The 13,376-nt window shown below is 67.6% G+C and carries 9 protein-coding genes; 4 read left to right on the forward strand and 5 right to left on the reverse strand.

Translation table 11 applies throughout. The features are described 5' to 3' along the window. Positions 1 to 135 precede the first annotated feature (135 nt). Together ACYVDK_RS03785 and ACYVDK_RS03790 are read left to right on the forward strand one after the other, a co-directional pair. Positions 136 to 726 carry a TetR/AcrR family transcriptional regulator gene (locus ACYVDK_RS03785; RefSeq protein ID WP_460518174.1) on the forward strand — a complete coding sequence of 197 codons (591 nt, stop codon included), beginning with the start codon at positions 136 to 138 and terminating at the stop codon, positions 724 to 726. Positions 727 to 772: 46 nt separating this feature from the next. Next, entirely contained in the window at positions 773 to 1,423 is a 651-nt protein-coding gene (locus ACYVDK_RS03790) for an NAD(P)-dependent oxidoreductase (protein ID WP_460518177.1), read from the forward strand. A 153-nt stretch (positions 1,424 to 1,576) separates the two neighbouring features. Here ACYVDK_RS03790 and ACYVDK_RS03795 read toward each other — a convergent pair whose 3' ends face one another. The 3 genes from ACYVDK_RS03795 to ACYVDK_RS03805 form a co-directional block, all read right to left on the reverse strand. Further along, complete coding sequence (locus ACYVDK_RS03795) at positions 1,577 to 4,732, reverse strand: discoidin domain-containing protein (RefSeq protein ID WP_460518180.1); 3,156 nt, start codon at positions 4,730 to 4,732, stop codon at positions 1,577 to 1,579. 264 nt (positions 4,733 to 4,996) lie between these two features. After that, positions 4,997 to 6,265, reverse strand: coding sequence for a serine/threonine-protein kinase (locus ACYVDK_RS03800; protein WP_460518183.1), 1,269 nt, complete (start codon positions 6,263 to 6,265; stop codon positions 4,997 to 4,999). Positions 6,266 to 6,370: 105 nt separating this feature from the next. Beyond that, entirely contained in the window at positions 6,371 to 7,336 is a 966-nt protein-coding gene (locus ACYVDK_RS03805; RefSeq protein WP_460518186.1) for a DUF4862 family protein, read from the reverse strand. Positions 7,337 to 7,549: 213 nt separating this feature from the next. Between ACYVDK_RS03805 and ACYVDK_RS03810 the strand changes: the two genes are divergently transcribed. Both ACYVDK_RS03810 and ACYVDK_RS03815 read left to right on the forward strand, forming a co-directional pair. Next, the gene (locus ACYVDK_RS03810) at positions 7,550 to 8,158 is read left to right on the forward strand and encodes a cadmium resistance transporter (RefSeq protein ID WP_460518189.1); all 609 of its coding nucleotides are present in this window, start codon (positions 7,550 to 7,552) and stop codon (positions 8,156 to 8,158) included. Between the two features lie 135 nt (positions 8,159 to 8,293). After that, entirely contained in the window at positions 8,294 to 10,456 is a 2,163-nt protein-coding gene (locus ACYVDK_RS03815; protein ID WP_460518192.1) for a glycoside hydrolase family 27 protein, read from the forward strand. A gap of 126 nt (positions 10,457 to 10,582) precedes the next feature. On the opposite strand, the gene ACYVDK_RS03820 is transcribed toward ACYVDK_RS03815, so the two are convergent. Together ACYVDK_RS03820 and ACYVDK_RS03825 are read right to left on the reverse strand one after the other, a co-directional pair. Beyond that, a complete protein-coding gene (locus tag ACYVDK_RS03820) occupies positions 10,583 to 12,205 on the reverse strand; it encodes an inositol monophosphatase family protein (RefSeq protein WP_460518195.1) in 1,623 nt (540 codons plus the stop codon). Further along, positions 12,202 to 13,374, reverse strand: coding sequence for an ABC transporter ATP-binding protein (locus ACYVDK_RS03825; protein ID WP_460518197.1), 1,173 nt, complete (start codon positions 13,372 to 13,374; stop codon positions 12,202 to 12,204). The genes ACYVDK_RS03820 and ACYVDK_RS03825 overlap by 4 nt, the downstream gene beginning before the upstream one ends. Positions 13,375 to 13,376 lie beyond the last annotated feature (2 nt).

The following is a 13,376-nucleotide window of genomic DNA, read 5'->3' on the forward strand; positions in this document are numbered from 1 at the left end:
TGGCCGACCGTGGCCTGGGCGTACGGCCCGGGGTGGCGAACGGCGTCGGAGCCCGCACCAGACGTCTTGGTATCGCCGGCATCCGGCCTGGTCGGGTCGTTCGGGTGATCTGCGCGAACACGCTATATTAGACACATGACAAATACGGATGGCATGGTACGGATGCCACCGGAGCGGCGGCAGGCGCAGATCGTCGAGGTCGCAGCGAAGCATTTCGCACGTGACGGTGTCACCGGTTCGTCGATGAGTGCGATAGCCCGCGAGGCGAGCGTTACCCGTGCTCTCGTGTACCACTATTTTCCAGGCAAGGGTGCGCTGCTCGACGCGGTGCTGCGCAGGGAGGCTGATCGCCTGCTTGCCGCCACGGCGCCCGATCCGGCGCTGACTCCGCGGCGGAATCTCGCCAACGCGCTGGTCGCATTCTTCGACCACCACGCCGCCAGCGCCGGGCCCGTCCGCGAACTCTATGCGTCCACCCCTGCGGCCGGCTCCACCGCGTCGAATCTCGCCGCCGCGAATCACGCGATCCAGGTCGACCGCATTCTCGCCGTCTCGCAGGCCGAGCCCACCGTTCCGGCACAGGTTGCCGTCGGCGGCTGGCTGGCGTTCGTGGAAAACACCGCGCGCGCGACGGGAGACAGCTCGCTTGTCCCCCGCCCTCAACTCATCGAGATGTGCACCCGTGTACTCGAGGCCGCCCTCGATCGGCCGCTGCCCGAAGAATGACGCAGCAACCACCGCTCCCCACCACCCCCTCGATAGGAATCAGCTCATGAAGATCGTCGTTCTCGGAGCCACCGGCAATGTCGGCGCTCGCTTCGTCGAGCAGGCCGTCGCCGCCGATCACCAGATCGTCGCCTACGCCCGGAACCCCCACGCCGTCACCGCGCGTCCCGGCGTCGACGTGCTCCCCGGCACAGCGGAAGACACCGTCGCACTGACCGCCGCATTGACGGGCTCGGATGCATTGGTGATCTCCATCACCGGCCCGATGAAAGACACCACGTTCATGCAGCGGACGCTGCCGAACGTGATCGACGCCGCCCATCGCGCCGGCGTGGGTCGAGTCGTCCTGGTCTCAGCGTTCGGCGCGGGCGACACGTCGAACAAGGCCTCGGGCTTCGCACGCGTGCTCTACCGCACAGTGCTCGGCAAGTTCTTCGCCGACAAGGCGGCGGGAGATGCTCTGCTCCGATCCTCCGGGCTCGACTGGACGATCGTCTACCCCGTCAACCTCAAAGCCGGCCCACCGCTTCGCGATGCAGCCGTGCAACCGCTCGAACAGGTGAGCAAGGTCCCCGGCCTTCCGACGCTCCCATTCGACGATGTCGCCGAAGCACTCGTGCGGATCGTCGGCGACCCCTCGACGATCGGCCGGCGACTACTCATCACCACGCCGAACGGGTGGAAGCCTGCCCAATAGAGCGGCAATCCGAACAGGGCCACGGATCGACGACCCGAAGTTGACTCCGACCGGGCCTTCGAGACCGAGCGACATCCCGTAGGGGTGGGCGACCTCAAGCCGTCCCCGATCGTCTGCGGCGATCGTCATCCGACAGAACACGCCGGCCGGGCGTCATCCGTGCCGGCGGCGCCTGCGGAGCACGACGAGGGCTGCGCCGAGGAGGAGCAGGATGGTGGCGGCGATGCCGGGGGCGAGCAGGTCGGACCCGGTGGTGGCCAGGGTGCTGGCGGTGTTCTGCTGCCCGGATGCACTGTTGCCTGAGGTGGTGGGTGTACCGCCGGTGCCGGTGCCGCCGGGGGTGGTGCCGGTGCCGCCGGGGTTGGTTCCCGACGCGTTGTACACGGCAAGGGTGATGGTCTGATCCGCCGGGGTGGAGAACGCGTCGACCGAGGTGGCGGCCAGGGCCCGTGTGGAGCGGGTGTTCGTGGTGGCGCCTGAGGCGTCCCAGGTGCGGCCCGGTGTGGTGCCCGCCTTCGCATCCGCGCCGCCGGTCATGCCCAGCACCAGCCCGCTGTACCTGTTCACCAGTCGCACACTGCCGGTGGCCTCACCGGTGTCCGGGTTCGTGTTCGGCACCACGAACCACTGCTGACCAACCGTGGCCGCATCGGCCGGGGTGAGGGTCAGCCCGGCACCCCAGGCACGACTCGCGGTCGTGCTCGAGTCCACGCCGAGCAGCGCCCCGTGGCTGTCGGCGATCGTGTACGCCCCGTCCCCGGTCGGAGCGAATGTCCACGCGCTGGTCGGGTCCGTCTGGGCAGTCGAGATCACGGATGCGCCGTCGGCACTCGTGCTGAGTACCTGCCTGCCGCCACTGGCGATCGTGTACTGCTTGCCGGTATCCACCGCCGGCTTCGCCGGGGCTTGCGTACTGATGGTCACGTTGGCGTACTCCGCGTAGGCGCCTTTCACGCAGACACCCGTGCAGTATGAGCGGAAGGATTTGCCGACGATCGCGTCACTGGTCTTGTTCGCGGGGTCGAGGAACCACCGGTACCAGGATGCCGTCGTGTACGCGGACCCGGTGTCGCCGAGCTTGAACCACTTCTGCGTCGCCAACGACTTCGTGGCGTAGAACTCCTGCGGTGCTTTACCGCTCTGATCCGGGTTCTGCGGCTCACCGATATAGAGCCCCAGGTACGCGTCGTAGGTGACATCCATCACGAACAACGGCGACGTCGCCGGCATCTGCCCATTCGCGATCTGCTGCTGCGCCGTACCCGGCGTCTTCGGGTTGTACTCCTTACCAGGGGCCGTATACCCCGTCGGATCGGCCGTGGTCACCGGAGTCATATTGCTCTCCTTGCCACCGATACCCGGCTGATCCCACGCGCCGTCGTACCACTTCTCCCACGAACCGGCCGCCATCTTCTCCGAGATCGGCGCACGCGCCACATGCTCATAGAACGCAGCCCAGATGCCGCCCTTGTTCACGACTCGGGAGCCGTAGAACGCGTAGAAGTAGCCGGAAGCGTAATCCACGTACAGGCGCGGATCGCCGTCACCGTAGTAGTACGTCTGCTCCGGGAACGCCGCCGTGTCACCACGCGTCGTCGAATACGGCGACGTGATCGCGTGGTCCACGATCGTCCACGTCTTGCCCTGATCGCTCGAACGCGCATAGTCGATCGCGTCATAGTGGATGCCATCGCCGAACGGCTGAAGGGTGAACTCGTTGTGCACCAACCCGTACCAATCGCCGGTATCGGGATCGACCCAGATCTGCGTCAGGTCGCAGTAGTCGGGGTACTTGTTGCCCGAGGGCTGTGGCATGCTCGTCGCGCTCTTACCCGTGGGACCGGTGCTGCACAGCTGCGAGGTGTCGGGGTTGGTGCCCGTCTGGTTCAGCGCGGCATCCGGAGCTGCCGTGTCCATGTTCGTGCCGGTATAGAACCCCCACTGCCGAAGGTTGCCATCGCTACCGTCGGGCTCGGAACCGTAGTCGGCGTGGGACTCGCCGAAGTAGAACGTGCCGTCCTTGTCGGTGTAGAGGCTCGCCGGAGTGTCATCCGGGTACTTCCAGCCGTTCGCGTCGACGGAATCCGTCGTCACCGTGTACGGCGAAGACTGAGTCGGCGGTGTGACAGGCGGCGTCGTGACCGGCGGCGTCGTGACCTTATCCGTCGAGTACACGACGAGGTCGGATGCGGACGCGATCGCACTGCCGTTGATCGCATCCAGCCCTTCGAACTTGACGAACTCGGCCTTGATGGGCGTCGAGAACGTCACGTACTGCACCTCGGTACTCGCCGCGCCTTGCTGCTGCTGTGGTGCGGGCTGGGTGAAGGTCGCGCTTCCGGCCGGCTGCCAGCTCGAGGAATTCGGGTCTTTGGCCGCGACCGGGTCGTCTGTGACATAGACCTTGGCGTCCCTGATCGGGCCGTTGTACTGGTCCTTCACCGAATAGCCCAGCCCCGTCAGGGTGAAGGAGCCGCCCACGTCGAACGTCAGCCAGTGCGGAAAGGGCTCGAGGCTGGGTGACAACTGGCTGGTCCACTGGGTGGTGTAGTCGCCGTCGAGCGCGGAGGCCGCCGAGCCATCCCCGCTGGTCGTGGCCTCGGAGTCCTCACCCACGATCTTGTATTGCGAGTTCGGGATCACGTGGCCTGCGGGTGGCGCAACGACGGGGTCTGTGGTGTACGCGACGATCTCCGACGCGGATGCGTTGGCGCTGCCGTTGACCGCGGAGAGCACCTCGAACTTGAGATAGCGCGCCTCGACCGGCCGGGTGAAATCCACATACTGGATCTCCGAGTTGCTGGTCGGCTGCGTGAAGGTCGCTGTGCCGACGGGGCTGCCCCATGACGAACTCGCGCCGTCTTTCGCAACATCCGGGTCATTGGTCGCGAACACCTCGACATTCGCGGCCGGCCCATTGCCTTGCACCTTCACCGAATACCCGATCCCGGTGAGGCTGTATTCCGACCCGGTGTCGAATGTCAGCCAGTGCGGCATCGGGTCGGGGCTCGTGGTGTAGCCGGAAGCCCACTGCGTCGAGTAGTCGCCGTCGAACGCACCCGCAGCCGTCCCATCAAGCGATGGCGGCGCAGGGTATGGGGCGGACTGAGAATCGAAGCCCATCACCGAGTACTGGCCATCGGGGATCGCGTGCCCGGCCGGAGCGGCCTGTGCCACAGCGGTCGCCGGCGCCGCGCTCGCGGGCGCTGCCGCGCCGAGCGCCACTGTCGCTGCGACAGTGGCCAGCGCCATAAATCCGGCCAGAGCCGTACGCCTCGGGCTGCAACGGAACGACGGATGGGGCGCCATGGGGACCACCTAGCTACATCATTGGGCTTCTCGGACACGGAAAACGAGGGTCAGCGTACATCACACGTTATCGCTCTCACCAGTGCCGAATAGCTGTTTGCGCACATTCCTGTTATCGATAACTCATTCGACGTCAGCATGCCGGCACGACCAACTCCACTCTCGGACCACTTCACGACCGGCAGAGCGCACGGGCGAATCGTGCCCGGCGCTCGATCCCGACGGCGTTGCTGCCGCGTTCGGAAGCCGGGGCGGCCGCCACCCTCAACCGCCGTTGCCCTGCTTGCCGCCGTTCCCGTGCCCGTTGCCATGCCCCTTGCCGTTCCCCGGGTGATTGCTCACCGACCCGGATCCGTCAGTACCGCTCGGCTGCGCGGGCGCCGTGACGACCACTGTCGGAACGGGAGTGCGCACATCGGGACGGGATTGTCCGTTCAAGGACGTCCACGCCACCGCCGCCCCTACGATGCAGAGCGCGGCGACCCCGGCGGCGAGCACCACCACGAGGCGTCGCTTCCGTGACGTCGTCGTGCGAGCCGAGGATGATCCGTTCGGCCCGAGCGACGCGGGAGGCATCGGGCTTCCCGAGTCGCTGCCACTCGTGCCGTCGTCTTCGGCGCGCTCCGGGCCGGCAAGCATGGGCACGGTGGGCAGCGTGTCCAGCACGGCCGTGGCCCGGTCCCCGATGGCGCCCATGTCGCCACGCTTGCGGAGCGAGTCGACGGAGTCCGCGAGCATCGTCGCGGAAGGACGCGCAGAGGCATCCCGCTCGGTCATGGCGAGAAGCAGTGCCCGCCATCCTTCCGACATCTCGGCGGGTATTGCGGGGCTGCGCGCCAGGCGCGCAACGGCTGCCTCCGGGGCAGATCCCGGGTACTCGCGGTGCCCCGTCAGGCACTCGAGAACCACGAGTCCGAGCGAGTAGATGTCGCTGGGCGGTCCGACGTCGCCGCCGGACACCTGCTCGGGACTGAGGTATGCGGCGGTGCCGAGAACAATGCCGGCCACCGTGATCCGCTCGGATCCGCCCATCCGTGCGATGCCGAAGTCCACGAGCTTGACCGAGCCGCCGGCATCTTCGATCAGGATGTTCTCCGGCTTGAGATCGCGGTGCACGATGCCGCGGCCATGCAGGTGGGCCAGTGCTGCGGCGAGCTCGACGCAGATCTGCGCTGCGAGGTCGGAATCCGGACCGTCACGATCGATCCTCCGTCGCAAGGACTCGCCCTCGACGAGTTCCATGACGAGGAATGCCGGCTGGCGGGCATCCTGCGAGGAAGGCCATTCCGCGTCGAACAGGGTGACCAGGTGCGGATGACTGACCGAGGCCAGCACGTGCGCCTCGCGCAGCCTGCGCTCCCGGTCGGCGGCGATGGGCTCGTCGGAGGCGAACATCTTGACGGCGACGGCGCGCTCGAGCTTCTCGTCCCAGGCTCGGTAGACGGTCGACATGCCGCCTCGTCCCAGAACCTCGCCGAGGCGGTACCGTGCCGCCAGCAGCGCGGTCGGCTCATTGTCACCGCGCTCGGTCATGCGTCACCTCCATGCTCGGAAGCCGACGATACGACGCGACGACCGAGATTCCCATGGGTTGACGACGCGACGCTGCTCATCGCGCCCGCTCCCCTTACGTCTACGTCACTTCCCTCCGGAGACGCGGTCGAGTGCGTCGAGCGCGCGAGCGATCATCGCGACCCTTCGCTCGACGGTCCCGGTCGCGTTCGGCGGCCAGCCGACCTTGACGCCGCGCCATCGAAGGCGGCCCGCGGCCGCGAAGCTAGCGGCAACGAGTTCCTCGGTGAGGAGCGAGGCCGGGTCGCCGTCGGGATGCTGCGGCGACCGCAGGAACGGATGATGGGCATCGACCCACGCCGAGCCCATCACCCCGTCGCGGTCAGAGGCGCCGGAGATCATGAGGCCCTGCAGCAAGCCGGTGCTCGCGGCCCGTTCGACCTGGTCGGCCACCGCATGAGCATCGCGAAGCTCGATCGCCGACCGGCCCCAGTTCAACGAGAGCCCGACATCGGTCTCAGAGAGCCGGATGGCACGAATCTCGTCGTCGAGACTCAGAAAGCCCTTCTCGGGTTCGTGGTCGGCGACAAGCGCGTCGCAGTGCTCGATGACGAGTTGCGCGCCGTGCCAGTCCGTGGCGCTGAGTTCGTCCAGCGAGAGTGCGAGGCGCTCCGCGCATCCGCTTGACGCACGAGGCGACGAGTGCAGTTCGACGACCTGCACGACCGGCCGACCCACCGCGTCCGCAAGCCGTTCGACATCGTCGCGCAACGCGAGCGCAGAGGAGATGGCGCGACGACGGCCTTCCTCATCCGTCGACGCGAGACCGTATGCCGGATCATCTGTCACCTGTCGCGCGGCCCACGGAACATCCGTCATCACGGCGCGGAATCGTTCCGGCCAGTGGGCGAGCAGCCACTCGGAGTCGTGCGGGTGCAGCCGTCCCGACCAGGGCAGCTCGAGGGCGCCGACGCGCGGCTCCTGCTCGAGCAATGTCAGATACGCGTCTTCTCGCTGCGGGTCCCAGCGCTGATGCGCGGGGGAGGCGGCATAAGCGCCCACCACATAACCGTCGATGGCGGAGGGTGTCACAGTGGCCTTTCGGATGAAGCTCTCGATGGTCTGGCCGGTCTCCGCTCGCCGGCATCGCGCACCATCCGTGTCGCATCATGGGCTTCGGCTGTGAATGGAGCTCCGCCGTCGCGGCACCGCCTCGGTAGCCTATCGGTCGGTCACCGCTCGGTCGCACCGCTGTGAGACGCGGCAGGGCGCGGCCGGACAACCGTGGTCCCGTACCGTGGTGCCGTGGAGTCGGTCGCAGCCGTGGTAGGTGCCGGTGTCGTCATTTTCGCGGGCACGAACCTCGACGACTTCGTCGTGCTCGCCGTTCTGAACGCGGCCGCGAGCGCAGGCGGGCGCCCGAAGAAATGGCAGATCTGGGTCGGCCAGTACTCCGGAGTGGCCATCCTGGTGCTCGTCTCCTTGCTCGCCGCGCTCGGGCTCACTCTCATTCCCACCGGCTGGACCGGCGTGCTGGGGTTCCTCCCGCTCTCGCTCGGGGTCTACCGCCTGATCCACGCCATCCGGGCACGCGCGAACGGCGCTCCTCAGCGGATCGTTGCCGCCGGCGGCACCTGGGGCGTCATCGGCCTCACCCTCGCCAACGGCGGCGACAACCTCGCCGCCTACCCGCCCTACTTCCGCACCCTCGGCCTCCCGGCGTTGACGCTCACACTGCTCGTCTTCGCGATCGGGGTCGCCGTCTGGTGCGCACTCGGCGCGTTGCTGGTACGCCCACGGCCGGTGCCGAGGGCGATCAGGCGATGGGGCGTCTGGATCATCCCGGTGGTCTACATGCTGATCGGCCTCTACGTGATGTACAAAGGCGGGCTGTTCTCCGGTTTGAAGTACTGACCCTCTGACCCATCTTGACGCTTCGATCACCAAATTGATTGATAGTGACCGTAATTACCCATTTATCGTCAGGACATTGCGGCCTAATGTGTGAAGCATCCTCCTTTCGGGGGCCACACGAACAATGGAGATCGCATGGGAAAGGGTCGTGCCGCCGCGCTAGCAAGCGCAGCGGCAGTAGCTGCCGCACTGCTGGCAGCCCCGAGCGCGGCGATGGCCACGACGGTGCCGAGTTCGAGCACCGCAGCCACAACCGCGTCGTCATACAACGGTCTGGCGCTCACCCCGCCCATGGGGTGGAACGACTGGTCGTACTACCAGTGCAACATCAACGAGAAGCTGATCCTCGATCAAGGCGCTGCGCTGGTCTCGAGCGGCTTGGCGAAGAAGGGCTACGACACCGTCACGATCGATGACTGCTGGATGCAGTCGCGTGACGCGAGCGGGACTCTCGTCGCCAACCCGACGACCTTCCCTGACGGCATGAAGTACATCGGCGACAAGCTGCACGCGATGGGCCTGAAGTTCGGCATCTACGAGGACTCCGGCACGTACACATGCGGCGGCTACCCCGGCAGCTGGGGCCATTACAAGCAGGACGCCGACACGTTCGCGTCGTGGGGTGTCGACTACGTCAAGCTCGACGGCTGCAACGTGCCCTCCGTTGCGGGACAGTCCGCGGCGCAGACGTACATCAACGCGTACAACCAGTTCAGCAAGGCACTCGTCGACTCCGGCAGGCCCATCGTGTTCTCCGACTCGGCGCCCGCCTACTTCCAAGGCACCTCCGACTGGCAGACGGTGATCGCGGCCTCGAGCAAGGTGGCCAACCTCTGGCGGGAGGGAGCCGACACGGCTCTCGGCCAGCAGAGCGCCGCCGCGAAGTGGAGTGCGATCGCCTACAACTACTCGTACAACGAGCCGCTCGGGCAGTATGCCGGTCCCGGCCACTGGAACGACCCCGACTTCCTTCTCGCCGGTGATTCGGGACTGACCACGACCGAGATGCAGAGTCAGATGTCGCTCTGGGCTGAGATGGCGGCACCGTTGATCAGCAGCACCGACCTGACGAAGCTGTCGCCTGCCGCGCTGGCTGTGCTCGGCAACGACCGCATCATCGCGGTCGATCAGGATGCGCTCGGCGCACAGGGCCACGTCGTGCAGCAGGGCACCGGATACGACGTGCTGACCAAGCCGCTCTCCAACGGGGACGTGTCGGTCGTGCTCTTCAACAAGGGCACCTCGTCGCAGACGATCAGCACGACCGCGGCCACGGCCGGCCTCAAAGGATCCGGGCCGTTCACGCTCACCGAGCTGGTCAGCGGAGAACGGTCGGTGACCAACGGTGTCATCTCGGCCGACGTGCCTGCGCACGGCACTGTGATGTATCGCGTGGCCCCCGGTGCCGGCAAGAAGATCGCGCCCGCCGTCTCGCTTTCGTTCACGAACGGCGCCGAGAAGGAAGGTGCACCCCGCACGATCGACGTCACCATGACGAACAACGGCCCGACGATGATCAACAAAGCGGATGTCACGCTCACCGCTCCTTCCGGCTGGACCGTGACGCCGTCGTCGAAGCGGACCCACGTCATTCGATCGGGCGGTTCGGTCACCGAGTCGTTCGCCGCGACCGGCCCGACTCCCCCGCCCGGACCGCACACGGATGAGCTCACCGCGACGGTCTCCTACCGGTCACGGAGCACGACGGCGACCGTGACGGGGGTCGACGACCTGTTCAGCAACGTGCCGTATCCGAATCTCGCGGCAGCATTCAACAACGTCGGCGTGACCGATCTGTCGAACTACGCCGCCGGCAACTTCGACGGCTACCAGAACAGCTTCTCGGCCGAGCAGTTGAAGGCGGCCGGCGTCACGCCCGGCAGCACGATCGACTTCGGCGGTGCGACCTTCACGTGGCCGACGGCGGCGGCGGGCACCAACGACAACGTGCAGGCGAACGGTCAGACCATCGTGGCGAACGGCTCGGGTTCCAAGCTCGCGTTCCTCGGCTCGGAGGCCGGTGACGTTCAGGACACGGTCACCGTCACCTACACCGACGGCACGACGTCGACCGGTCAGCTCGGATTCCCGAACTGGTCGTTCTCGCCCGCGAACGAATTCGGCTCCCAGGTGGCTGTCTCCACCCAGGGCAGGAACACGCCGAGCGGCTACGCGGATGCCGCCTACGCCTATCGGGTGTTCTACAACTCGATCCCGTTGACCACAGGCAAGACCATCGCGTCTGTGACGTTGCCGAGCAACGCATCGATCCACGTGTTCGCCTTCGCGGCCCAGTAGCCGCAGACGAGACGGGCGCGTCCGCGGCATCCCGATCGGGGTGCCGCGGACGTGTTTGCGCACGTGTGCTCGATGAGCTTCTGCCAGGGATGCCCCTCGCTTTCGGCACGCGGCCTCAGTGGCAGCTCACCCGGCGGGCTGCTCCTCCGCGATCGACGCCTTCCACTCGTCGTAGAGCGCACCGGCGGCGATCGGCGCGGCCGCGAGAACGCCACCGGATGCCGGGAACGACGTCGGCGCCCCGCGCTCGTCGAGAACCACGCCGCCGGCCTCCTGCACGATGAGGATCGCCGCGAGATGATCGACCGCACCGAAGGAGCCGATCACCGCACCGACACCGCGGCCGGCCGCAACACCGGTCAGGGTGAGCGTGCCCGACCCCATGACGCGCATCGTGCAGAAGCGATCGCCGAGCCGGCGGAGCAGGGCGAGCATGCCGGGCCACGGATGCTGGTTCGCCAGCTCCGTGCTCACGATGCGGCCGCGTAGAGGGTCGCCTTGCGATGCGGCATCCGGCAGTGCGGCATCCGGCAGGGCGGCATTCGGCAGCTGCAGCGGATGCCCGTTCAGCCGCGACCCGGCACCCCGCCGCGCATCGAACACGTCGCCGCGCCACGGGTCGGCGACCACCGCGACCACCGGCTCGTGATCCACCACAAGAGCGAGCGAGAACGCGTTCCACGGCACGCCGTTGGCGAGGTTCGCCGTGCCGTCGACCGGGTCGAGATACCAGCACGGGACGCCGGGGCGCTCCTGGCCGCCGAACTCCTCGCCGACGAAGTCGTGTTCCGGGAACTGTGCGCCGATGACCTCGCGCACCTGCCGTTCGACGGCGGTGTCCACCTCGGTGACGAGGTCGGCGGCGTCGCGCTTCGCAGAGATCGTGCCCGGGTCCGCAGCACTCGTGAACTCGACCGCCCACTCCGCGAGGGAACGAGCGACCGCGTGGGCACGCTCGAGCTCCTGCTCGGCATCCAGCGCTCCGGGCCGCACGGCAGTCGTGGCGGGCGCGCCGTCCTCGTCGTCGAACGCCGACCCGCCCTCGGCGTTCGCCGCGATGCTCTGGAATCGGCCCAGCCGGTTGGTCGTCACGGTATCCACTCCTGTTCTGATCGCCCAGCGCATGACCGCGTCGTCGTCGACGGTCCACACCGTCACGTCGAGTCCGAGCCGGTGGATGTCGTCGACCAGTCCCGGAGACATCACGGCGAAGGGCGTGTTGATGCATTCGGGCCGCAGATCGCCGAGGTCGTCATCGGTAGGCGGCGTCGTGCTGCTCCACGGCATCCAGATGCGGGCCTCGGGGTCGAGCGCCCTGATCGTGCGCATGCCGCCGAGGTCGCCGCACCAGGCGATGGATGCGCCGACGGGGGTCGTGTCCGAGGCCGCCACCGCGTGGGCGGGAGCGGCGAAGGATGCGTCGTCCATGTCGATGAGCAGCGTCGAGCCGACACCGTCGAAGAGTCCCAGCACCTCGCTGAGCAACGGCGGACGATGGTCCGGGTCACCGAGCGCGAGGATCTCGTCCCACGTCGTCTCGGCGACCGGCTGCCGGAGGTTCCAGAGCCGTTCGAACGTCGGGTCGTGCACGACGACCACCTGTCCGTCGCGGGTGACGCGCACGTCGATCTCCACGAAACCCGCGCCGGATGCGATCGCCGACCGGATCGCCGGCAGCGTGTTCTCCCGGTGCCGGCCGGAGTCGCCGCGGTGCGCGCACGCCCGCACCCGGAGCCCGGTCGCCGTCATCGGGCGGATGCCCTGTCGTTCACTGTCACGCGCTCGCGCGGCGCATCGACCGCGGCGTCCTGCAGCACGCCGTCCTCGTAGCGGAGCGCGCGCACGATGCGTGCGTATCCGCTCTCGCCGATGGCCGGCGCCTCGCCGGAGACGTACGCGCGCAGCGTGGCATCCGTCCGGCGCAGCACGAGCTCGTTGAAATGCCCGCGCGGGATGACCCGCTCGACCACGGCCTCCACCGCGCCGGGCGTCGGCTCGCGGTGGAAGGCGACATCCTCGGGCCGCACTGCAGTGGTCTCCTCGCCTGGCACGATCATCCCGTCACGCAGAACGCCCGCCACCATGTTGATCGCGCCGATGAAGGTGGCGACGAACGTGGTGCGCGGATGCGCGTAGAGGTCGGCCGGAGTGCTGTACTGCTCGATGCGCCCGTTGTTCATCACCGCGATCCGGTCCGAGACCGACATCGCCTCGTCCTGGTCGTGGGTCACGATCACCGTCGTGATACCGAGTCGCTGCTGCAGCTCACGGATGTCTTCCCGCACCTTGACCCGAAGCTTGGCGTCGAGGTTGCTGAGGGGTTCGTCCAGCAGGAGCAGCTGCGGCTCCTGCACCAGCGCCCTGGCCAGCGCCACCCGCTGCTGCTCGCCGCCGGAGATGCGGCCGGGCCGGGAATCCCTGTGATGCAGCAGGTTCACGAGCTCCAGCGCGTGCTCGACACGGCTCGTGACGTCGGCGCGCGGCATCTTGCGCAGCCGCAACGGGAATGCGACGTTCTTGAACACCGTCATGTGCGGCCAGAGCGCGTAGTTCTGGAACACCATCGCGCTCGGCCGGCGCTCCGGCCCCAGCCGGGTCACGTCGCGACCCGCCACACGGATGGAGCCGCTGTCGGGGCTCAGGAATCCGGCGATCATGCGCAGGGTCGTGGTCTTGCCGCATCCGGAGGGCCCGAGCAGCGACACCAGCTCTCCCTGCCGCACCGACAGGCTGAGGTCGTCGATGATCGTGCGTCCGCCGAGCACCTTGTTCAAGCCCTCGATGGTCAGGCCCTGCTCGTCACGGATCGTCCGGCTCGCGCCGACGCTGCCAGCACCGGAACTGCCGGGGCCGCCTCCGTTCCGACTCGTCGTCTCGTTGTTCGGTTCTGCGGTGTCGCCGTGGTCAGGCTCGCCCATGG

The organism is Humibacter antri, from assembly GCF_054777235.1.